Origin of the sequence: Pedobacter mendelii (assembly GCF_014635725.1) — a bacterium.
Taxonomy (GTDB): domain Bacteria; phylum Bacteroidota; class Bacteroidia; order Sphingobacteriales; family Sphingobacteriaceae; genus Pedobacter; species Pedobacter mendelii.
This window is the reverse complement of the sequence record NZ_BMDJ01000005.1, coordinates 232,822-254,241: the sequence shown is the minus strand read 5'-3', so window position 1 is coordinate 254,241 and position 21,420 is coordinate 232,822. Positions and strand designations below refer to the sequence as shown.

Here is a 21,420-nt window from a genome sequence, read left to right as displayed (position 1 = left end):
TAAATTAGTCTGTACTAACATTTTTTATCTTGGCAAATCAATTTACATTCCCTTCCTTTTAAAATAGAAATAACTAAGTGGGAACAGGCAAATTAAACCTAACAAAAATCCGCCTAAAGTATCAGTAAACCAATGTGCCCCAAGATAAATCCTAGATGGTGCAATCATAATAATTAAGAAAATAGAGAGGTATGTTATAATATTCCTCCAGACTGGAGTTATGGTTTTCAGGTTGTTAATTATAATTATCAAGAAACCGAAAAACAATACATAAGATAAAACGTGCCCGCTCGGATAGCTTTGAAATCTGTTAACTTCGACAAGGCGAACGTAAAAAGTTGTTGGTCTTGGTCTGTTAATTATATTTTTTACTCCAAGAATTATCAAACCTGAAAATAATACAAGGGCAATAAAGTAAGCCTCTCTTTTAAATTTGTTAAAATAAAAAATTGTGGATACAATCAAAACGCACAATAGCGACCAAGGCAGTTCACCAAAAAAACTTATCGCTAACATTAATTTATCTAGCCATTCTGAATGATATTTCTGAATGGCTAATGAAATCTTAATATCGAAAGGAAGAATAGGATGATGAGCAATAAATATGCTGAGTATTGTGAAACTTATTAAAAATGTAGCGAGCAGTAAAATTAAAAACCTCAAATTTTTAGACATTTTATTTATAATCTTTAAAAGAAAATCAAAACTAAAAAAAACATATATAAGGCAATTAAATTCTGATTAAATTTTTTGTATTTTACCTATTTGCTGAGGTTGTATTATTACGAATTTAACTAATGGAAATACTATTTTTATATTTTCGCTTAAACGCTCAATTGCTGAAGTAATATCTTTTGTATTTAGTTCTTCTTTAAACTCTATAATTAACATTAATAATACTTCTTTGGGTGATTGGTAGGTTGACATTTGGCTTATCAGGCTTACTACATCCTTATCTTGCCCTACAAAAGTTAGTATTTTTTGTTGCGTTTCAAGTGTAAATCCTTCACCCATAAGCAAACTTCTACTTTCCCTAGCTAATATAAATGAAACGAAAACTAATAACAATCCAACCAAAATTGAAGCTAAACCGTCAAGAGATGGCATGTTAAAATTATGACTAAAAATCATCAAAATGAAAACGATTAATAGTCCTAAAACCGCGGCTCCATCTTCAAATAGAACTAAAAATCCCGAAGGGTCTTTACTCTTAATAATTGCTTTCCACCAGCTAATTCCGTTTCTTGTTTTATTAAATTCTTTAATGGCTATAATTAGAGATGCGCCTTCAAAGACAAATGATAATGTAAGAACTAAGTAATTCCAGCCAGGATTTTGCAATTCTTCGGGATTGCGCATATTTATAATACCCTGTGAAATTGAAAGTAAACCGCCTAAACCAAAAATCATTATGGAAACTATAAACGACCAAAAATAAAGTTCTTTTCCATACCCAAACGGATGATATTTATCAGCTGGTTTTTTACTTCTTTTTAATCCATAAAGTAATAATAACTGATTGCTTGTATCAACTGCTGAGTGAATTCCTTCTGCTATCATTGACGAGCTATTTGTAAAAGCTCCCGCTATAAATTTAGTTATAGCTATAAGAAGATTTGCTGCTAATGCACTGTAAATAGATTTGTTGGCTTTGGCCATTTTTATGAATGGTAGATTTAATTCAAATTAAAAACAAATTCATCTTAAAAAAGTTGAGAAAACTAAAATCTTTTTAAGTTATACTTTCATCACGGAAATTAACCTTTCTATCACGGATTTATGGCTTTCTGTGTAAGTTATTAGGAGATATATAATTCGTTTACAATCTTCGAATCAGATTATAGGAAATCTAAGCTTAAACAGTCGGCAGGGCTACCTCCTTGTCGACTGCTAAAGCAACCAAATTATTTATAGCTAAAATATAAATCAATTAAATCGTTACGGCCCTTACGTCTATCACGCTCATCATTTCACCCTTCCCGAAAAAGGAAGGGTTAAAATGATTTCAAAATTACTCGTAATTTCTCATCTGATTTATTAACATTGAATAAACAATTTAATATTATTAGAAGTAATAAGACTGAATCCAATTATCAGTAAATGAAGAAAAGGAAGACATGTTTTTTATAAAGGAAGGTGAGGAAAGGGTAGCCGAGATGGTTTTTGGTTTATCGCCTACAAAGCTAACCGTATATCATGCCTAAGTTGCATATCGACCCGAAACACAAGGTTTTGTAGGAAAGTTTTTAGATGCAGGGGTTGATTATTCCCGAAAGCATTCATTAAAATTTGTTCCAGTTTGCCCTTGTGTTCGTTTACAATTCAAAAGACATCCTGAAAAGTTTGCCGATCTATGGTATGGAGACAAGTCTTGAAAGTTAAAAAGTGAAATAAAATAATGAAGAATTAATTTTTAATGTTTATCGTCTTAAATTGTTGTTGTTTTTAAAAAACTTTAAAATCTTATTAAGATACAAATCAATAAGTTGTAAAACTTTTTATGTAATTAATTGTAATATAGTTAATTACTTATGTTAATCGGTACTAATGGATGTTCTCATTAAATTGTGTTGTTAATTACCTTAATTTATTTTTTATGAATTATCAAAAAGGAAAATTAGAAGTAAATGAATCTATGACCAAAAAAGTTATTGAGTTACACGATAAGGGGTATAACTTCGACTTTCTTTTAATAGGAGAAAAGTTTTTGCTTTGTATGCAAAATAATAATAGCTATCCTTTAAAAGACGTAATGGTTAGTTCAGTTAAAAGAGCGTATGACAGGTTTTCTCATTCCTACAAACACATTCATACAATTGAAACGAGTAGTGGTGAAAAGGGTGTTTTGCTTACTGATTATTTATTTAACTAAATTATTTTACTTTACAACAATTTGTTTTGGCTCTGAAACAATAATTTGAAATTTCCCTTTAAATTCTGTAATTGTTCCTGTTACATATAAATTATTGCCTAAAAACATACTTGCAGGCTCTGAAGAAAACTTTATAACATCTTCTTTATTAATAACTACTGTTAAAAGTTCTTTTGGATATACACCTCCAAGATTGATTAGCGTTAATTTTTCTAAAGCTTTAGTACTAAAAACAGAATCGCAAACCGTAACATTTTTACCAACGTATTGAGCAACATCTTTAGCCAAAACTAAAGTTTGACTTTTAGCAAAGAAGCCCAATGTTAACAGGCAGATAATCAGAAATAATTTTTTCATTTTGGAATGATTTTGCTTCAAATATAGGAAAGCAGATAATGAAATACTGTTAATCTCCTGTTAAAAATTAAATGAATAACATCAATAATAATATTACTTTAAAAAATTGATTGATGTTTATGCTTTATAAAACAATCGTTTATATTTATAAAATAATAAAGTCCTAACCAAAACTAATGAAAACCGTTTCCACCATATTGCTTTCGGGCATTGCATTCACATTATTTCTATCCTCAATTTTTTTTAATAATGATTTAAATTCAACTGATAAAGTAAATTTAAGTAACGATAAAATTTTAAAAATAGATACACCAGATCAAGATCGATTTGTAAAAGTTAATTTGGTTCAGGGAGAATTTACAGAGCCAACCGAAATGTCGGTATTGCCAAATCTTGATATTTTAGTTGCGCAAAGAAGAGGAGAGTTGATGCTTTATAAAAGTCAAACCAAAAAACTGGTTCAGGTTGCCAAGCTAGATGTTTATTCGAAAACCAGCGTTGCCGATATTAATGCCGAAGAAGGTTTGTTAGGTTTAACTATCGACCCGCAATATGCATCAAATCAATATGTTTATCTTTTTTACAGTCCAACCGGAAAGTCAGTAAATCGATTATCGAGATTTAAAATGGTAAATGATATGTTAAGCATGTCATCCGAAAAAATAATTCTAGAATTTTATTCACAACGCGAAATATGCTGTCATACAGGTGGTTCGCTTGCTTTCGGTGCAGATAAACTTTTATATATTTCTACAGGAGACAATTCTACACCTTTTAATGTTCCAAAACAGCAATTCGTAAATAAGGGTTATGCGCCGTTAGATAATCGACCTGGTTTAGAGCAATATGACTCGAGAAGATCAGCTGGTAATACCAACGATTTAAGGGGTAAAGTGCTTCGTATCAAAATTGAAGAAAATGGAACCTACACCATACCTGATGGCAATTTGTTTCCAAAAGGAACAGCTAAAACCAAACCAGAGATATATGTAATGGGTAATAGAAATCCATACCGAATATCAGTTGATAAGAAAACAGGCTTTTTGTATTGGGGTGAAGTTGGACCAGATGCATCAAATGATGATGAACTAAGAGGGCCCAGAGGTTATGATGAAGTAAATCAAGCCAGAAGTGCAGGCAATTTTGGGTGGCCATATTTTATTGGCAATAACTATCCGTACAAGGCTTATGATTTTACTAATGGAACCAACGGACCAGCGTTTGACCCTGCTGGTGCAACAAATAATTCACCTAACAATACCGGTTTAGGCACCGTCCCGGCTGCACAGCCTGCTTTTATTTGGTATCCTTATGGAGAATCTAAAGATTTTCCTCAAGTAGGCTCTGGTGGAAGAACCGCTATGGCTGGCCCTGTTTTATACACTGCTGCAAGTACATCGCCTTACCCAGCATATTACAACGGCAAACTGATAATTTATGAATGGGTGCGTGGTTGGGTAAAAGCTGTTACAATGGCGCCGAATGGTGATTATGTAAGCATGGAGCCTTTTATGCCAAACATTTCACTAGCTGCACCAATTGATATGGAACTTGGCCCTGATGGTAAAATCTATATCCTGGAATATGGAAAAGGTTGGTTTTCGAAAAATCCTGATGCCGGAATTGTAAGAATTGATTATTTAAAAGGTAACCGACCACCAGTGGTTTCTAGTTTAGAAATAGAAAAGCCAAGTGGGTTACTTCCATATAAAATGATTGCCAAAGTTAAAGCAACTGATGCTGATGGGGGAAAACTAACCTACATTTGGAATTTAGGTGGTGGTTTAAAGAAAACAACTACAGTACCAGAAATACAGTATACTTTTACAAAAATTGGTGAATATCCGATAAGTGTTCAGGTGATAGATAGCGAGAAGGCAGCATCAAAAAGTCAGGTTATTTCCGTTTTTGCTGGCAATGAGCATCCTAAAGTGGATGTCGTTTTTACTGGCAACAAATTCTTTTATTTCCCTGGTAAGGCAATTAATTATAAGGTTTTGGTTTCAGATAAGGGAGCCATTGTAAATAAAGAGCAAATTTATATTTCTAGTGCTTACACAGAAGGAAGTGATTTGGCTGGAGCGCAGCTTGGCCATCAACAAGCAGCGCAAACAATGGTAGGGAAAACATTAATGGCAAATTCTGATTGCAGCACCTGCCACAAAGTTTCTTCGACTTCCATCGGACCAGCTTTTGATAAAATATCTGCTAAGTATCAGCAAGATCCAAAAGCAATAGAATATTTAGCTTCCAAAGTAATTAAGGGTAGTAGCGGTGTTTGGGGAGAAGTTCCAATGCCGGCCCATCCATCAATGAAAGAATCGGAAGTTAAACAAATTGTTGAATGGGTTTTAAGTCTCTCTGCAAAGGGAAGTGCTACTGCTTCTTTACCCACTGTTGGAACCATAACACCTCCAGAAAATATTAATAAAAATAAACCCGTACTTACTTTAAAAGCCAGTTATACCGATTTGGGGGCAAAAGGTCTAAGACCATTAACCACTACAAATACCTACAATTTACGAGGCAATATTATCAACTCTGAGGATATCAAAGAATTTTTAGGGTTTATCCGTAAATCAAATAATTCGTTTGAATTATCAAAAAATTTAGGTTGGCTAAAGCTAAATTCAATTGATTTAACAGATATAAAATCAATGAATATAACGCCATACTTGAATAATGATTGTGATGTTGAATTAAGGCTAGATAAGGTAGATGGCCAGTTAATAGGCAATTTAAATGAATCCAAATCTATTATGCTAAATGAAGCCATAACAGATAAAAAGTTCCACAATTTATATATCATTTTTAAAGCAAATAAGAAAGAAACACAGAATAGATTAATTATTAAAAGTATAACTCTAGAAGCTAGTTGATATAAAAAGGCTTTAGTAATTTTTCTACCAAAGCCTTTCTATTGCATTAAAATTAATTTTAATCTAGTTATCGTTAACAAAATTGCTTTTTAAAAGGTTTTCTTTCAAAAATAAGAGAAACGAATTTTTATATTTATTCGCAAGCTGGATTGATAATCCTCCAGTTAATACAATTTGATCACCCAAAAAGCTTTTAATATGCAATTTTGAAATAATTGCTGATGAATTAACCTGAATAAAAGCAGGATGTTTTTTTAGCATATTAGATATCTTACCAAAACTCAGTTTAAAGTTTACGTAATTTTGCTTCATAGTTCTGAAATAAACCATTTCATTTATTTGCTCAAATAGTACTAAATCGCTGAATTCTATTTTCACTAAATCATTGGGTTCATCATTAAGTGGTACGAAGAAAAAATCTTCCTCAATACAACTATTATCTAAACCTTCACTAGGATAAAGATTACTTATCGTTTTTGTGAAGTGCAACATAGAATATGGCTTTAACAGATAAGCATCGGCATCAACTCCAAATGCATCAATAGCATATTTAGGATGCGCAGTTGTAAAAATGAGGTGTTTGGTTTTTTGTCTTAATAAAGAAGCTAACTCGATTCCTGAAAGCGCAGGCATTTCTATGTCCATGAAAATGATATCAACTTTTTCAGAAACAGAGATATGAGTAAGTGCTTTTAACGGATCTGTAAAGCTTTTAACTAATTGCAAATCGGGCAATTTGGTTAAATAGGCATTTAGATTCTCCAAAGAATTTTGATCATCATCTATAGCTATACAATTAATCGGCATATGTAGGGTTTTGAGATTTGTAATTTAAATTATTGGCCTTTGTAAAAAGATTACAAGATTATTCCTGAATTGCTTTTGCTCACAAAGAATTTTTGCTGCTTTTTCTGAAAATATATTGAGCTAATTTAGCTAATATCTTTCAGATAAATTTACTTTTTTATAGTAATTTTTACATTAAAGTGTTCATTATCATCGAAATAGTATTTTAGTTCGGCGCTAGTGCCATAACTGTACTCTAATCTTTTTTTAATATTTTCAATTCCAGTACCCGCTCGCTTAATTACCGAATTGTTAATTTTATAAGCATTACTTGTTTCAATTATAAAAGTATTTTCGTGTATAGCAACAGTTATATTAGCAGGTTTAGATTGTTCGGTTAAATTTCCATGTTTAAATATGTTTTCAACTAAGGTTATTAAAATCATAGGTATAATTTTTTCTGATCTCACTTCATCATCATACCAAAAACGTATTTGTAAAGTATGGTTTGCCCTTAGTTGATGTAAGTTTAATAAATTTTCAACCTGATCTATTTCATCGCCAAGCTCAATAAATTCTTCTTTGTGTTTACTATCAACAGCATATCTCATCATAGCTGAAATCGCTATTATTGTTTCGGCAGCAACAGGAGAATTTTCTTTTGCGTTTTGATATATAAAATCAAGTGTATTGAAAAGAAGATGTGGTTGAATTTGTGCTCTCAAAAAAGCATTTTCTGATTTAGCAATTTGAATAATGTTATTTAACCTTTGTTGTTCTAATCCTTCAGTTTTTTTCCGCTCCTTAATAAAAGTTATTAGAAAATAATATGCTGTGCCAAAAATTATAAAATAACCTGCCCTGAAAATCCCGCCCAAAAAAAATGGTAAGTCGATTAACGGTTCTTTAGTGTTTATAATGTGCGTATCCTTATTTATAAACGCATAGGCAAAATACATTATAAATAAGTAAACAGCTATTTCCAATATTAAAAACAATGGTATTCTCCAGATAATTTGCTTTTTACAAATTAATCCATACCTTAAAACTAGCAGTGAATGAACATAAAAAATGGAGATATTAAGCGCATAATGAAAAATATAAGCACCAAGCACACCAAATTTTCCTGTATAAAAGCCAACAACTATAATTTCATAAAACAAAAAAGCGGCCCATCCTATAAAGTGGTATTTATTTATTGATAACCACCTCAAAATTTTATTTTGTTGAGGGTAATTATTATCTATTTCTGATATCATTTTTTGAGAGCATAAAAATTAATCTTGTTAAGAACGACCTGTTTTAATTGTTTTATCTTTTATGTATGCAAGTATTTCATCACGATAATTATTGCCCAAATTTACAATCAGATTATTAGTCATTTTCAACGTATTTGCTTCTACTTTTTCTATATGGTTTTTAGAAATAATAAAGGATCGATGTGCCTGAGTAAAGTTGGAATTTTCTTTCAAAATCTCTCTGATCTCAGCAAGTCCAATATAGGAAACGATTATTTCCTGTTGTGTGTAAATACGTACATAGTTTTGTAAGCTTTCAACAGCAATAATACTATGATATCGAACTTTTATCAGGTTATTATTTTCGTTTTTATTGCGTATAAAAAAATAATCTTCTTCCTTTTTTATATTAACACTCGGCAAATTTGTTGATTTCGGAAATAATCGGTTAATTGTTTCTGCAAAACGTGCGAAAGTATATGGCTTCAATAAAAAGGCACCTGCGAAAATTTCAAACGCCTCATACGCATACTTACTGTGGGAAGTTGTAAAAATAAGCTTATCAGTTTTATGACGCAAAGCCTTCGCGAGTTCTATGCCTGATATCATCGGCATATCAACATCCATAAAAATAATATCTACATCTGGGCCAGACCCAATTTCTGTGAGTGCTTGTAGTGGATCAGAATAAACTTTTACCAATTCTAAATTGCTTAGTGTATTTATATAAGATTTTATACCATTTATAGCATGGATTTCATCATCAATAACAATACACGTAAATTTCATATTTGGTAGCGGCTAAAACGACTGCAAAACTAAGTCAACATATCTAAATTAAGAAAAAAAATGTTTCCGTAAAGGTTTTAGTATCGTTGGTAACGGTTTTTACTTTGTTTGTATAATTATATAGCTTTATATCATACAATTTTCTTCAACTAAATAGGGTAAAATATATTAAAACCGTGCAGAATTGTATGTTCTGCTTTACTTATTTTTTAATTAAAGAATCATAATTTTTTGAAGAAAAACTTTTTAATTGTATTCTTGTTTAAATTTTATTTAATATATTTAAACAAAATGATTTATTCTATATCAGATCTCGAACAATTATCGGGCGTTCAGTCTCATACCATAAGAATTTGGGAGCAGAGATACAATGCTTTAAAACCAATGAGGTCTGAAGGGAATACTCGTTTTTATGATGATAAGCAGCTAGTTAGACTTTTAAATATTGTTAGTCTCAATCAAACAGGATTAAAAATTTCTAAAATATGCAGTCTTTCAGAGCAAGATGTAGATAAGTTGCTGGAAAAAGAAATACAAGAAATTCCTCGTGTCGCAAAATTCGATTATTACGTAAACCAATTATTAAAATTCGGGTTATCTTACGATGAATTTTCTTTTGAATTATTATTATCAGCTTGCATTGAAAAGTTCGGAATTATTGAGCTTTACAAAAATATAATGTATCCAATCTTAATTCGATTGGGTTTAATGTGGCGTAAAGATGATATTTGCCCGGCACAAGAGCATTTCCTATCCAATATTATTAGAAGAAAGATATTCACTGCAATTGATTCTTTAGATTTATACCACGACTCAAATGATAAAACATGGCTTCTATTTTTACCTGAGGATGAAGAGCATGATATTGGATTAATGTTTGCTCACTATGTTTTAAAGGTAAATAATAATAAAGTCATATTCTTAGGTACTAAAGTTCCGCTGGAATCTATAGAAAAGGTACTTAATGATATTAAAATTGACAATGTTCTATTTTTTATGATAAAACCTAGACCATTGAAAGTCGCTCAAAAATATATTGATGATTTACAAAAAATTTGTAAAAAAATTAATATTCACATAGCTGGTAATAATCAGATTATCGATCAACTAATATTAAGTAAAAACACAAATAGATTTAACTCTTTAGAAGAGTTTGAAGATAATATTAAAAATACATCCAAATGAAAGAAATATTTGACAAATTATCCGCTGATTGTAGTAAAGTCACCACTAAAATGTATAGCACTAGTTTTTCTTTTGGTATATATTTTTTAAATAAAAGCCTTCGAATGCCCATTTACTCCATTTATGGTTTTGTTAGATTGGCCGACGAAATTGTTGATAGTTTTCATGAATTTGATAAAAAATATCTTTTAAATAAATTTAGAGCAGACACTTTTGAAGCCATTGACTTTGGCATTAGCTTAAATCCGGTACTCAATTCTTTTCAGAAAATTGTAAATGAATATCAAATAAGCCATGATTTAATTCATTTATTTCTGAATAGCATGGAGATGGATTTGGAAGAACAAAAATACACGTCAGAACTTTATGATACTTATATATTAGGTTCTGCGGAAGTTGTTGGTTTAATGTGTTTAAAGGTATTTGTTAATGGCGATGAAGCTGAATATCAACGACTAAAGCCGTTTGCTATGAAATTGGGTTCTGCATTTCAGAAAGTTAATTTTTTAAGAGATTTAAAAGCAGATCACCAGGCTTTGAATCGAAGCTATTTTCCAAATGTTAATCTTGCTCAATTTTGCGATAAACAAAAACAGGCTATTGAGGCTGAGATAGAGGAGGAATTTAAACAGGCATTGGTTGGCATAAAAATGTTACCATTATCATCAAGAAATGGTGTTTACCTTTCATACATTTATTATAAGAAACTTTTTACTAAAATAAAAGGTTTAACTGCTGAACGTATAATGAATGAACGTATAAGAATTTCAAATCATAGAAAAATTGGCTTAATGTTCGATACTTTGATTCGTTATAAACTAAATGCAATATAAAACGTATACTATTTTCATAAAATACATTGTTTCCATAGACTTTAAACAGTAATGAATGAGCAAGTAATACTTGTAGATGATAACGATTTGCCAACCGGGCAAATGGAAAAAATGGAAGCCCATGAAAAAGGGGTACTTCATCGTGCTTTTTCTGTTTTTATTTTTAATTCTAATGATGAATTGCTTTTGCAGCAAAGAGCAAAAAGTAAATACCATTCGGGGGGATTGTGGACTAATACTTGCTGCAGCCATCCACGATGGGGTGAAAATAACTTAGATGCAGCAACCAGAAGACTAAAAGAAGAAATGGGAATGGATTGCAAACTGCAATATGGTTTCAGTTTTACCTATAAAGCAGAATTTGCCGAAGGCCTAGTAGAGCACGAATTCGATCATGTTTTTTTTGGCTTTTCTGATAAACTTCCTGAAATAAATAAGTTAGAGGTTGAATCTTATAAATATATAAGCATAGAAGCACTCAAATTTCAAATTAAAAATAGCCCCGATTTATTTACTCCTTGGCTTAAAATATGCCTCGAAATGGTTATAGAAGCACGATTTTTATCTTAAAACAAAAAACGGGCATACAACTTTCGTCGTATACCCGCATCTAAATTAACGCTCTCAAGGGCAAATATATACTTAGTTCTGATAATTAGAAAATTTTTAGTAATTTCTTTACTTTTTTTTGATTAATAATAAATTTATTTCTGCTTCTTCCAAAATTAAACAATCAAAATTGTTTAAGCTTCTAATTCAGATTCTTCTTTTGCTATCCTTATTTTTTCTTTTTTTAAGTCAATTCTAATTAGGCTATATAAACTCATATAAACATTTGCAATCCACACAATAGAAAAACCTGCAATAATGTAACCACGCCAATCTGGATAAATTAAAGTAAAGTTTGTTATTGTAAGTACAAGGATAGTAACATAATGGCTAAAACAATATTCACATGTAAAAACGTAAAAGAATTTCCTTTTTACTAAGTGGTTACAATGATTTGATTTATTTACACAAAATTCCCTTGCTTCTTTAAAAATCTCTTCTTTGGTAACCGTCCATGCTATGCAGGCAACCGGTAAAGCCAAAATAAATATGTAGTAAATATGATTAATCATAGATTAAGTATAAAAGATATCTTTATAACCGATAAATCAATTAAAGGTTTTAACCTAAAGTATTGTAAATTAATGGTTAACAATAGATTAAAACATTATTAATAGGTAAATGTTTAAAAGAATAAACTATTTTATAATGGAAAGAGCAGAAATAAAATCTCTATTAGAGGTTATTGATCAACAGGTTAGTTCAGCAATTCTTGGTGGAATGGACGAAAAATATGAAGATCTTGAAAACCTTGGCTACATTAAAATAAATCGTGAAGCTGTGCAATGGTCATCGTCTATTACAAACTTAGGTATGAACTTTTTGAATGAATACGATAAGGATTAATCGAAATTCTTTTTAGGCTGGTATGGTATTTGAAAATGTTTGAATTTCAAACTAATCTTAATAATTCAATACAAAAGGTAATCTATACATAATTTTCTTAATCCAATTATATGACATAATTCTTCTAAATTTGTCAGTATAATTTATGAACAATATTCAACTCAGAACAGTTAATGTAACTAGGTATGTTACACCCTTACGAGAAGGAGGTTCTATGCCAGCCATCGCAGAGGCTGATGATGGTTTTTTATATGTATTAAAATTCCGTGGGGCTGGCCAAGGTCCAAGAGCATTAATTGCTGAATTAATTGGTGGTGAAATTGCAAGGATTTTAGGTTTTCGCGTTCCTGAATTGGTTTTTGCAAATTTAGATGAAGCCTTTGGTCGCACAGAGCCTGATGAGGAGATTCAAGACTTATTGAAGGCAAGTGTTGGGTTAAACCTAGCGCTGCATTACCTTTCTGGTGCAATAACATTTGACCCAACAGTTACCAATGTTGATTCAAAGTTAGCTTCACAAATTGTTTGGTTAGATTGTTTGTTAACCAACATGGATAGAACTTGTCGCAATACGAATATGCTTTTATGGCATAAAGAGCTTTGGTTAATAGATCATGGTGCTGCTTTATATTTTCATCATTCATGGCAAAACTGGGAAGAGCAGGCAAAGAAGCCTTTCTTTCTAATTAAAGATCACGTTTTATTACCTTGGGCAACCGAACTGGAAATGGTAGATAAAGAATTTCGTTCAATTTTAAAACCTGAAGATTTTCATTTAATTGTATCATTAATTCCTGATGAATGGTTAGAGGGAGACGATGTTTTTGATACAAAAAAAGAACATCGTCAGGCTTATGTTAAGTTTTTAGAAACCAGGTTAGCGCATTCAGAAATATTTTTAAAAGAAGCACAGCATGCGAGAGACATTCTTATTTGAGTATGCTGTAATTCGTGTTATGCCAAGGGTAGAACGCGAGGAGTTTATTAATGTTGGTATTGTTTTATATTGCGCAAAACAGAACTTTTTAAAGTGTGTTTTTGAACTAAATAAAAATCGAATAAATACTTTTTCATCTGATTTGGATATAGAGGTTGTTAAAGAAAATTTAGTTGCCTTTGAAAAAATTAGTTCAGGTTCAAAAGGTTCAGGTACTATCGGACAATATGATATGGCCTCACGCTTTCGATGGCTAACCGCTACCAGAAGTACAGTTATTCAATGTTCAAAAGTACATCCGGGTTTTTGCTTAAACGCGGAGCAAACACTTTTAAAATTATTTCAACAACTGGTACTTTAATGGTACAACTTTCTAATAAAAATTACCTAACTAACATGCTCATTCATTGATAAAAGATTATTTCAAAAAACTTCAGGATTTACTTAATATCGAACGTAAAGCTGATCATCAAGCTTATTTAAAATTAACTGAAAATACCTCTGCCGCTGATAGACGTACTTTAGGTTTAACATGGTATCCTATTGCAATAAGAAATACTGAAATGGGAAGGGGAGATTATCTTACTATTGAGGTAGAAAGAACAACGCATCAGGATTTATCTCAACAATTTCGTTTTGGTTCTTCGGTTGTTTTATTTTCCAATCATGATGCAAAAGCCGATAGGATAGATGGGGTTATAACACATTTAAATCGCAATAAAATGAAAATTAGCTTGCGGTTGGATGAATTACCAGATTGGACAAGAAATGGTAAACTAGGCATCGATTTACTTTTTGATAATAATAGTTATGATGAAATGCAAAATGCTTTAAAGCAGGCTGTTTTGCTTTCTGAAAACGATTCTGCAAATAAATTAATCGGGGTTTTAACTTCAGGAGAAAAACCTGAGTTTAACAACAGCGTAGATTTTACATCCAGTGAATTAAATTCTTCTCAGCAGGAAGCCGTTAATAAAATTCTTTCAGCGAAGCAACTTGCAGTTATTCATGGCCCACCCGGAACCGGAAAAACAACTACTCTTGTACAAGCGATAAAGGCTTTGAGTAAACAAGATGGACAGAAAATATTGGTTGTTGCACCAAGTAATACCGCCGTGGATTTATTAACTGAAAAATTATCAGAGGAAGGACTAAATGTTATTCGTGTAGGTAATCCTGCTCGTGTATCCGAAAGATTGGTTCATGCTACGCTCGATTTTAAAATGGCTGAGCATCCTGAAATGAAATCTATTAAAGCTTTAAAAAAACAAGCAAATGAGTATAAAAATATGGCTCATAAATACAAGCGAAGTTTTGGTAAAGCAGAACGCGACCAAAGAAAAGCATTGTTCGATGAAGCACATAAAATTGGACGGGAGATAGAAAATTCTGAGCAATATATTATTAATAATTTATTTAATAGCGCACAGATTATAACAGCAACACTTGTTGGCTCAAATCATTATACTGTTAAAAATTTAAATTATAATACAGTTGTTATTGATGAAGCAGGTCAGGCATTAGAACCAGCCTGTTGGATTCCTATTTTAAAAGCAGAAAAAGTGATTTTTGCCGGAGATCATTTTCAATTATCTCCAACAATAAAATCAAATGAGGCAGCAAAATCGGGTTTAGGCACAACTTTATTAGAAAAAATGATTAATCTTCATCCTGAAGCAGTTATTTTACTAAATGAGCAATACCGAATGAATTGTCAGATTATGGGTTATTCATCTAAGGTTTTTTATGGCAATAAATTAATTGCGAATTCTGCTGTTACCAATCGAGTGTTATTTAGCGGCGAAGCACCATTGATGTTTATAGATACATCGGGATGTGGGTTTGATGAGAAAGCTGACGGAACAAGTACAACAAATCCTGAAGAAGCTGTTTTTTTATTAAAACACCTAAATACACTTGTAGAAAATATACAAAATAATGCTTCTTTAAATAAATTCCCTAGCATTGCCGTAATTTCTCCTTACAAACAACAGGTTCATCTGCTCAAAGAATTGATGCTTGCTAATCCTGATTTAATAAAGCAAGCAGATAAAATTTCAATTAATACCATTGATAGTTTTCAGGGTCAGGAAAGAGATATTGTTTATATCAGTTTAACCAGGAGCAATACAGATGGTATTATTGGGTTTTTACAAGATATTCGCAGAATGAATGTAGCCATGACCAGGGCTAAAAAGAAGCTTGTTATCATTGGCGACGGTAGCACATTATCCAGGTCTGTATTTTACAATGATTTTATGAAATACGCTGAAGACTTTAATGCTTACCACAGCGCATGGGAATTTATAGAAACTTAAAAGCAAATTCGTTAACATTATTCCTTTTTTATCCTGAACAGAATAAATTTACTATTTTTGATTAATCATCCCATTCTTATATCTTGTTAATATTTAACACAATACTATTTGCATTATTAATTTTGTTTATTAATATTGAATTGGTGTTTGATAATAGTTAAATGATTTTAAACAAAGACTCAAAAATCATCCCCTGAATGAAAGAAAATCTTAAAATTCTAATTGCCGACGACAATGAATTAATGCGAATGGTAATGCGAGGCTTTTTTGTAAAGTATTTAGTTAGCCCGCATATCAAGCAAACTACCAATCTATTAGATACTCAAAACTTACTTCGCGAAGAAAAATTTGATTTACTTTTGCTAGATATAAATATGCCTAATGGTGATAGTTCCCCTCAAACGATTATTGATTTTATTAAAGAACACCCCAGCTTAAAGATTATAATGTTTAGTGGAAATGATAAAAAAACTTTAGGACCTGCATATTTAGCTGCAGGGGCAATTGGCTTTATACAAAAAGATGAGCACATGAATACTTACGCAAAAGAAATTATCGAAACCCTGCTCTAACTAACTTTCTCAGGTTTTCTTTCTTCTAGCTTTCCTAAAATACCTGCACCCGCAATTAGTAGCTCGCTCGTAATTGCTTTTGTATATTCCGTTATTTCTGCCTTAAAATCTTTAACAGAAGCCCCCGTACGGATTTCTTCCAAACGTTTCTCCCATTGCCCTGTTAATTCTGGTTGCGCTATTTGCTTATTCTTAACCACTTCGTAAACGGCAAGGCCTTTATTTGTTGGTAGCAGATTTCTCTTTTCACGGATAATATATTCTCTTGCAATTAATGTTTCAATAATCGATGCCCTGGTGGCAGGAGTTCCTAAGCCACTATCTTTCATTGCATAACGCAATTCTTCATCTTCTATTTCTTTACCTGAAGTTTCAAGTGCTTTAAGTAAAGAAGCTTCATTAAACATTGATTTAGGCTTAGTTTGTTTTTCTAAAAGTGTTTTTTCAACGATTGGCAATTGTTCGCCAACAGCAACTTTTGGTAAAGCAACGTTGTCTTCATCTTTTTTATCATCTTCTGTTTCGTTGTAAACAGAACGCCAACCTGCCGATCGAATTACAGTTCCATTGGCCATAAAAGTAGTTGCAGATTGAATGGTGATTTTTGTTACTTCTTTTAAACACTCCTGATGAAAAGCTTCGAGCATCCTACCTACAACCATATCATAAACAGCTTGTTTGTCGGCGTTTAAACCATAAGCTTCTTCGCCAGTAGGAAGAACAGCATGGTGATCGGTTACTTTCTTAGCATTTACACTCCTTTTATTTAAGGATACAGTTTGTAAAAACTGAGCTTGTTTACCAAATTCAGGATGATTTATAAATTTATCTATCAGCGCTGGTACACCGGCAAAAACATCATCGCCAATGTATCGGCTTCCTGTACGCGGATAGGAAACCAATTTACTCTCATAAAGATTTTGTAAAATATTTAAAGTTTGATCGGCAGTAAAACCTTTTTTCTTATTTGCTTCTTGTTGCAATGAACTTAAATCATGCAAAAGGGGTGGTGGCTCTTTTCTTGGTTTTGCCTCAACCGCAATAATATTTCCGCCAATAGGAAAACCTGATGCGACATCTTCAACGAGTTTAAAAATACCCTCAACTTCGCTTTTATCTTTGTAATTTGTTACAGAAACTGCTTTAAAGGTCTGCTCATCTTTAATAAGTTGTATGCTAATTTGAAAATACGTTTGTGGTACAAAATTCTTTATCTCCAAAAAGCGAGCACATATCATGGCTAGGGTAGGCGTTTGCACCCGACCAAGCGATAGCACAGTTCTGTTTCCCGCAGATATACTGAGCGCTTGTGTTGCATTCATACCCACTAGCCAATCAGACTCTGAGCGGCAGTGTGCTGAATTAAATAATGTATCGTAATCTGTCCCTGGTTTTAAATTCCTAAATCCATCTTTAATGGCTTCATCTGTTTGCGATGAAATCCAAAGGCGTTTAAAAGGCTTTTTACATTTTAAATAGTAATAAATATACCTAAAGATTAATTCGCCCTCTCGTCCCGCATCGGTAGCTACGATGATTTCCGTAGCTTCATCAAAAAGTTTTTTAATGGTATCAAGCTGCTTTCTAACGGCAGGATCTTCAACAAAACCATCTTTCGTTTTTATCTTTCTAATGGCGAGTTTAAATTTAGCAGGCAACATGGGTAAATGCTGTTTTCGCCAGCCAATAAAACCATAATCTTGTGGTGGTGCCAATTGCAGCAAATGCCCGAAAGCCCAGGTAAAAGAATATCCTTTTCCTTCTATATATCCGTCTTTTCTGGTGGTTGCTCCAAAAACTTTGGCAAGTTCGCGACCAACAGATGGCTTTTCTGCAATAACAATTTTCATTAATAGGTTTAGCTTTTAAAACCTCAAAGATGATTAAAATTATTCGAGCAGCGTTTAAAAAATTATTCACAAAAATTCCGAAGGGATTGCATTGTTATATAAAAATTCAAATCGAAAACTAACATTTATACAACTTATTTGTCTAACAATCATTAATTATCAAATGGATAAGATTTACAATTTAGAAAACTTCGAAATTAAAGTTAGCCTTGATAAAGGTATTGTGCGTTTGTATAGCGATAAAAATCTATGGAATTATTTAAACGAAGATGTTAAATTAAGAACATTTAAACTTGTTGAAACTATTAAGGCCGATTATAAAGAAGTCATTGGTAAATCATTAGATATTAACAACAAATCATTCGTTGTAGAAATTTGGGCTCATATCTTTAGTGATTATATTGGATTGGTAATAAAGAAGCATATCAATATATCGTGGATAAAAAAGCTTGTTCAAAAAGGCATCGAACGAGCTGAAATAATCGACTGCGGAGAGAAACATTTAGATAGCAATCGATGGCTTTGGGATTTTGTTGGACGCTTCGTTAATTTTACAATATGGATATTTCCCAAAAATTTAGGAAAAAGAAACTTAAAAACCTGAATTAGCATTCGTAAATCATGAACAATTTTCTGTTTTCTAATGATTTTCCCAAAAGCATCAAATTTAATTTCTAAACCTGATGGGACGGAAAGCCCCGATTTTTCATCGGGCTTGGAGGTACAGCAGGACTACAGCTCCCCAAGTATTACCGAAGCACTCATTTCCAAATCAATAAAAACGTAAACAACGATTTCTTTAATCAATGCCTATTTCAAAAACGTTGAAACCTGCGTTTAATCCAATAAATTAAAATTAGAAGCAAAAAACTGGTTCTGATTTAGCGCAATGCCGGCGGCCAATGTTTCGTTTAAATATTGAGAAGTATAGGGTTGAGCAGTGCTATTGATAAATAAAATTGTTTTATCAGCAATTGCATTAATAACGGTATTTGCAAGTTTAGTTGCAACTGCAGGGCAACCCTGACTTCTACCTAATCTGCCCAATTGGTTTATACTGTTTTGGCATACATAATCTGCACCATGCACCACAATAGCACGTTCGCGGGCATTATTGTTAAATCCAAAATCCATACCATCCAATTTTAAAGAGCGGCCATGTTTACCGAAATAAACTTCGCCGGTTAAATAGAAACCCAAACTGCTGGTATTGGAATTTACAGCGTTAGAAAAATAATCTGGTTTATCTCCACCACTATTTTGTCCGTGTGCAACCCAAGTATTCAAAATCAATTCTTTTTTATTTAAATCGATAATGTAAAGTCGCTTTTTGATGCTTTCCTGGTCAAAATCGGCAATTGTTAATATAGATTTTGTATTTAACAATCCTTGAGATTTAATGTTGTAGTAACCGGTCAATGCTTTCTCAAAAACATTGAAATTTAATCCTACAGAATCTAAGTGAATGCTGCGATAAATTTCAGATATATACTGCGTGTACAAACTATCAGTATCAGAATTATTTTTAATAAAAAATGTTTGGTTTTTTTGTGGATGCTCCACCACTTTAAAGCCCGTTCCAACTATGCTAATTCCTAATATTAAGGTCATAACAAAGCCCATTATATTTTTTTTCATTCAGGGATGTTTATTTGAATATCAAGAATATTTACGCTCAAATATGATTATTATTGTAACGTGGCGGTTACATAGTAATTATTGCCATATCCCTTTACAGTAATATGACACTTTTGCTGAGTTTTATAGCTTGCTGAAGTATTGATAATAAATCATTTACGCTTAACTTACAACAAAGCACAGCACATATCTGTTACTATCAATATCATTAAAAATGAAAGTATTATTAACTGGAGCAAACGGCTATATCGGAACTAGATTATTACCACTCCTTTTAGAGCAAAATCATGAGGTTGTATGTATGGTTCGCGATAAAAGACGATTTATTAATCAATCAGATTTGAGTGGGCAGGTTACCATAATAACTGGCAATCTCTTAGATGCCGAAAGCCTAAATGAAATTCCTAACGATATTGATGCTGCATATTACCTTGTTCACTCTATGTCTTCAAGTGGTTCGGGCTTTGATGATATGGAGAAGAAATCTTCAGAAAATTTTTCTTCAACATTAAAAAATACAAACTGTAAGCAAATCATTTACCTTACGGGAATTGCAAATGATGAACACTTATCCAAACATTTAGGTTCTAGACTGGCTGTTGAGGAACAGTTAAAATTATCAGAAATTTCATGCACTATTCTGCGTGCTGCAATAATTATTGGGTCTGGGAGTGCTTCTTTTGAAATTATTAGGGATTTAACAGAAAAAATACCTGTTATGATCACGCCGAAATGGGTAAAAACAAGATGCCAGCCAATTGCTATTCGTGATGTATTAGCTTATTTAATAGGCGTTCTACATAATGAGAAAGCATACGATGAAACCTTCGATATCGGTGGGCCTGATATTTTAACTTACCGGGAAATGATGATGGGCTATGCTAAAGAGCGTGCTTTAAAAAGATGGATTTTTACTGTACCTGTTTTAACACCAAGATTATCTTCCTTATGGCTTAATATGATAACGCCTGTTCCTTATTCGCTGGCACGAAGCTTAGTTGACAGCATGAAGAATGAGGTGGTGTGTAAAGATGATAGAATACATGATGTTGTTCCTCGCGAGTGCTTAACTTATGCAGAATCGCTGCATTTGGCTTTCGAAAAAATTGACCAAAATTCTATTGTTTCAAGTTGGAAAGATGCATTAAATCGTGGCTACTTGGATACGAATTTTATGGATCAAATAAAAGTTCCTCAAAATGGAACATTAGAATATAAAGTAAAAATGCCTTTTGAGCGTAAAGCAGAAGAGGTTTTTGAAAATATCTGGAGTATCGGCGGCAATAGAGGATGGTATTATATGGACTGGCTCTGGCATTTTAGAGGCTTTTTAGATAAAATGTTTGGTGGTGTAGGTGCAAGGCGTGGAAGAACAAGTAATGTAGATATTCAGGCAGGTGATGTACTCGATTTCTGGCGTGTACTTTTAGCCGATAAAAAAAATAAAAGGTTGCTTTTGTTTGCTGAAATGAAGGTTCCTGGCGAAGCATGGCTGGAACTAAAATTGGTAGAGCTTCACGGCAAAGCATTTTTATCGCAAATTGCCACATTCAGACCGAAAGGTTTATGGGGCAGAATGTACTGGTATGCAATGTGGCCATTCCATATTGTTCTTTTTAAAGGTATGGCGAAACAAATCACAACCTTTAAACAACAAAATATTTAAATCTAAATTCCTATTTTTGTGCATCAACTTTAAATCATGCCCAAT

At 32.3% G+C, this 21,420-nt stretch carries 21 protein-coding genes and 1 pseudogene; 13 read left to right on the top strand and 9 right to left on the bottom strand.

Annotation, left to right across the window (positions count from 1 at the left end):
• Positions 1–42: 42 nt before the first annotated feature.
• Entirely contained in the window at positions 43–675 is a 633-nt protein-coding gene (locus IEV50_RS11185) for a phosphatase PAP2 family protein (RefSeq protein ID WP_188414179.1), read from the bottom strand.
• A 66-nt stretch (positions 676–741) separates the two neighbouring features.
• Positions 742–1,659: a cation diffusion facilitator family transporter gene (locus IEV50_RS11180; RefSeq protein WP_188414177.1), complete on the bottom strand. Its 918-nt coding sequence runs from the start codon at positions 1,657–1,659 to the stop codon at positions 742–744.
• Between the two features lie 575 nt (positions 1,660–2,234).
• On the opposite strand from IEV50_RS11180, the pseudogene IEV50_RS19935 reads away from it, so the two are divergent.
• Together IEV50_RS19935 and IEV50_RS11175 are read left to right on the top strand one after the other, a co-directional pair.
• Positions 2,235–2,375, top strand: a pseudogene (locus IEV50_RS19935) (GNAT family N-acetyltransferase); the annotation flags it as partial.
• A 221-nt stretch (positions 2,376–2,596) separates the two neighbouring features.
• Positions 2,597–2,872 (top strand): hypothetical protein, encoded by a 276-nt coding sequence (locus IEV50_RS11175; RefSeq protein ID WP_188414175.1) that lies wholly within the window; start codon positions 2,597–2,599, stop codon positions 2,870–2,872.
• Between the two features lie 6 nt (positions 2,873–2,878).
• Here the strand turns inward: IEV50_RS11175 and IEV50_RS11170 are convergent, their stop codons facing one another.
• Positions 2,879–3,229, bottom strand: a complete 351-nt coding sequence (locus IEV50_RS11170; RefSeq protein ID WP_188414173.1) for a hypothetical protein — start codon at positions 3,227–3,229, stop codon at positions 2,879–2,881.
• 176 nt (positions 3,230–3,405) lie between these two features.
• Between IEV50_RS11170 and IEV50_RS11165 the strand changes: the two genes are divergently transcribed.
• Positions 3,406–6,108: a PQQ-dependent sugar dehydrogenase gene (locus IEV50_RS11165; RefSeq protein WP_188414171.1), complete on the top strand. Its 2,703-nt coding sequence runs from the start codon at positions 3,406–3,408 to the stop codon at positions 6,106–6,108.
• 63 nt (positions 6,109–6,171) lie between these two features.
• On the opposite strand, the gene IEV50_RS11160 is transcribed toward IEV50_RS11165, so the two are convergent.
• The 3 genes from IEV50_RS11160 to IEV50_RS11150 all read right to left on the bottom strand — a co-directional run bounded on the left by IEV50_RS11160 (position 6,172) and on the right by IEV50_RS11150 (position 8,921).
• Complete coding sequence (locus IEV50_RS11160; RefSeq protein WP_188414169.1) at positions 6,172–6,915, bottom strand: LytR/AlgR family response regulator transcription factor; 744 nt, start codon at positions 6,913–6,915, stop codon at positions 6,172–6,174.
• Positions 6,916–7,064: 149 nt separating this feature from the next.
• Positions 7,065–8,153 carry a sensor histidine kinase gene (locus IEV50_RS11155; RefSeq protein WP_188414167.1) on the bottom strand — a complete coding sequence of 363 codons (1,089 nt, stop codon included), beginning with the start codon at positions 8,151–8,153 and terminating at the stop codon, positions 7,065–7,067.
• A gap of 27 nt (positions 8,154–8,180) precedes the next feature.
• Positions 8,181–8,921 carry a LytR/AlgR family response regulator transcription factor gene (locus tag IEV50_RS11150; protein WP_188414165.1) on the bottom strand — a complete coding sequence of 247 codons (741 nt, stop codon included), beginning with the start codon at positions 8,919–8,921 and terminating at the stop codon, positions 8,181–8,183.
• A 291-nt stretch (positions 8,922–9,212) separates the two neighbouring features.
• Here IEV50_RS11150 and IEV50_RS11145 point away from each other — a divergent pair, with 291 nt between their 5' ends.
• Genes IEV50_RS11145 through idi form a run of 3 tightly spaced genes read left to right on the top strand, consistent with a single transcriptional unit; the run spans position 9,213 to position 11,509 of the window.
• Positions 9,213–10,106: a MerR family transcriptional regulator gene (locus IEV50_RS11145; protein ID WP_188414163.1), complete on the top strand. Its 894-nt coding sequence runs from the start codon at positions 9,213–9,215 to the stop codon at positions 10,104–10,106.
• Positions 10,103–10,939, top strand: a complete 837-nt coding sequence (locus IEV50_RS11140) for a phytoene/squalene synthase family protein (RefSeq protein WP_188414161.1) — start codon at positions 10,103–10,105, stop codon at positions 10,937–10,939. Before IEV50_RS11145 ends, IEV50_RS11140 begins: the two co-directional genes overlap by 4 nt.
• A gap of 51 nt (positions 10,940–10,990) precedes the next feature.
• Positions 10,991–11,509, top strand: a complete 519-nt coding sequence (gene idi, locus IEV50_RS11135; RefSeq protein WP_188414159.1) for an isopentenyl-diphosphate Delta-isomerase — start codon at positions 10,991–10,993, stop codon at positions 11,507–11,509.
• Between the two features lie 173 nt (positions 11,510–11,682).
• On the opposite strand, the gene IEV50_RS11130 is transcribed toward idi, so the two are convergent.
• Positions 11,683–12,060, bottom strand: a complete 378-nt coding sequence (locus IEV50_RS11130) for a hypothetical protein (RefSeq protein ID WP_188414157.1) — start codon at positions 12,058–12,060, stop codon at positions 11,683–11,685.
• Positions 12,061–12,196: 136 nt separating this feature from the next.
• Here IEV50_RS11130 and IEV50_RS11125 point away from each other — a divergent pair, with 136 nt between their 5' ends.
• The 5 genes from IEV50_RS11125 to IEV50_RS11105 all read left to right on the top strand — a co-directional run bounded on the left by IEV50_RS11125 (position 12,197) and on the right by IEV50_RS11105 (position 16,221).
• Complete coding sequence (locus tag IEV50_RS11125; RefSeq protein WP_188414155.1) at positions 12,197–12,394, top strand: hypothetical protein; 198 nt, start codon at positions 12,197–12,199, stop codon at positions 12,392–12,394.
• A gap of 145 nt (positions 12,395–12,539) precedes the next feature.
• Positions 12,540–13,331, top strand: coding sequence for a HipA family kinase (locus IEV50_RS11120; RefSeq protein WP_188414153.1), 792 nt, complete (start codon positions 12,540–12,542; stop codon positions 13,329–13,331).
• Positions 13,309–13,692: a DUF3037 domain-containing protein gene (locus IEV50_RS11115; RefSeq protein WP_188414151.1), complete on the top strand. Its 384-nt coding sequence runs from the start codon at positions 13,309–13,311 to the stop codon at positions 13,690–13,692. Before IEV50_RS11120 ends, IEV50_RS11115 begins: the two co-directional genes overlap by 23 nt.
• Positions 13,693–13,738: 46 nt before the next feature.
• The gene (locus IEV50_RS11110; protein WP_188414149.1) at positions 13,739–15,649 is read left to right on the top strand and encodes an AAA domain-containing protein; all 1,911 of its coding nucleotides are present in this window, start codon (positions 13,739–13,741) and stop codon (positions 15,647–15,649) included.
• A gap of 197 nt (positions 15,650–15,846) precedes the next feature.
• Positions 15,847–16,221: a response regulator gene (locus IEV50_RS11105; RefSeq protein WP_188414147.1), complete on the top strand. Its 375-nt coding sequence runs from the start codon at positions 15,847–15,849 to the stop codon at positions 16,219–16,221.
• Here IEV50_RS11105 and topB read toward each other — a convergent pair.
• Positions 16,218–18,071 carry a DNA topoisomerase III gene (gene topB, locus IEV50_RS11100; protein WP_188414145.1) on the bottom strand — a complete coding sequence of 618 codons (1,854 nt, stop codon included), beginning with the start codon at positions 18,069–18,071 and terminating at the stop codon, positions 16,218–16,220. The genes IEV50_RS11105 and topB overlap by 4 nt on opposite strands.
• Before the next feature lie 163 nt (positions 18,072–18,234).
• Between topB and IEV50_RS11095 the strand changes: the two genes are divergently transcribed.
• On the top strand, positions 18,235–18,675 hold the full coding sequence (locus tag IEV50_RS11095; RefSeq protein ID WP_188414143.1) for a hypothetical protein: 441 nt from the start codon (positions 18,235–18,237) through the stop codon (positions 18,673–18,675).
• 233 nt (positions 18,676–18,908) lie between these two features.
• Here IEV50_RS11095 and IEV50_RS11090 read toward each other — a convergent pair whose 3' ends face one another.
• Positions 18,909–19,709 (bottom strand): murein L,D-transpeptidase catalytic domain family protein, encoded by an 801-nt coding sequence (locus IEV50_RS11090; protein WP_229746704.1) that lies wholly within the window; start codon positions 19,707–19,709, stop codon positions 18,909–18,911.
• A 214-nt stretch (positions 19,710–19,923) separates the two neighbouring features.
• On the opposite strand from IEV50_RS11090, the gene IEV50_RS11085 reads away from it, so the two are divergent.
• Positions 19,924–21,375 (top strand): SDR family oxidoreductase, encoded by a 1,452-nt coding sequence (locus IEV50_RS11085; protein ID WP_188414141.1) that lies wholly within the window; start codon positions 19,924–19,926, stop codon positions 21,373–21,375.
• Positions 21,376–21,420 lie beyond the last annotated feature (45 nt).

Bases quoted from the DNA above. Each gene is read 5' to 3' on its own strand.
- IEV50_RS11180 (WP_188414177.1), bottom strand. From the start codon at position 1,659: ATGGCCAAAGCCAACAAATCTATTTACAGTGCATTAGCAGCAAATCTT.
- IEV50_RS11175 (WP_188414175.1), top strand. From the start codon at position 2,597: ATGAATTATCAAAAAGGAAAATTAGAAGTAAATGAATCTATGACCAAA.
- IEV50_RS11090 (WP_229746704.1), bottom strand. From the start codon at position 19,709: ATGAAAAAAAATATAATGGGCTTTGTTATGACCTTAATATTAGGAATT.
- IEV50_RS11130 (WP_188414157.1), bottom strand. From the start codon at position 12,060: ATGATTAATCATATTTACTACATATTTATTTTGGCTTTACCGGTTGCC.
- IEV50_RS11105 (WP_188414147.1), top strand. From the start codon at position 15,847: ATGAAAGAAAATCTTAAAATTCTAATTGCCGACGACAATGAATTAATG.
- IEV50_RS11120 (WP_188414153.1), top strand. From the start codon at position 12,540: ATGAACAATATTCAACTCAGAACAGTTAATGTAACTAGGTATGTTACA.
- IEV50_RS11125 (WP_188414155.1), top strand. From the start codon at position 12,197: ATGGAAAGAGCAGAAATAAAATCTCTATTAGAGGTTATTGATCAACAG.
- idi (WP_188414159.1), top strand. From the start codon at position 10,991: ATGAATGAGCAAGTAATACTTGTAGATGATAACGATTTGCCAACCGGG.
- IEV50_RS11150 (WP_188414165.1), bottom strand. From the start codon at position 8,921: ATGAAATTTACGTGTATTGTTATTGATGATGAAATCCATGCTATAAAT.
- IEV50_RS11085 (WP_188414141.1), top strand. From the start codon at position 19,924: ATGAAAGTATTATTAACTGGAGCAAACGGCTATATCGGAACTAGATTA.
- IEV50_RS11155 (WP_188414167.1), bottom strand. From the start codon at position 8,153: ATGATATCAGAAATAGATAATAATTACCCTCAACAAAATAAAATTTTG.
- IEV50_RS11165 (WP_188414171.1), top strand. From the start codon at position 3,406: ATGAAAACCGTTTCCACCATATTGCTTTCGGGCATTGCATTCACATTA.
- IEV50_RS11140 (WP_188414161.1), top strand. From the start codon at position 10,103: ATGAAAGAAATATTTGACAAATTATCCGCTGATTGTAGTAAAGTCACC.
- topB (WP_188414145.1), bottom strand. From the start codon at position 18,071: ATGAAAATTGTTATTGCAGAAAAGCCATCTGTTGGTCGCGAACTTGCC.
- IEV50_RS11160 (WP_188414169.1), bottom strand. From the start codon at position 6,915: ATGCCGATTAATTGTATAGCTATAGATGATGATCAAAATTCTTTGGAG.
- IEV50_RS11170 (WP_188414173.1), bottom strand. From the start codon at position 3,229: ATGAAAAAATTATTTCTGATTATCTGCCTGTTAACATTGGGCTTCTTT.
- IEV50_RS11115 (WP_188414151.1), top strand. From the start codon at position 13,309: ATGCGAGAGACATTCTTATTTGAGTATGCTGTAATTCGTGTTATGCCA.
- IEV50_RS11145 (WP_188414163.1), top strand. From the start codon at position 9,213: ATGATTTATTCTATATCAGATCTCGAACAATTATCGGGCGTTCAGTCT.
- IEV50_RS11095 (WP_188414143.1), top strand. From the start codon at position 18,235: ATGGATAAGATTTACAATTTAGAAAACTTCGAAATTAAAGTTAGCCTT.
- IEV50_RS11185 (WP_188414179.1), bottom strand. From the start codon at position 675: ATGTCTAAAAATTTGAGGTTTTTAATTTTACTGCTCGCTACATTTTTA.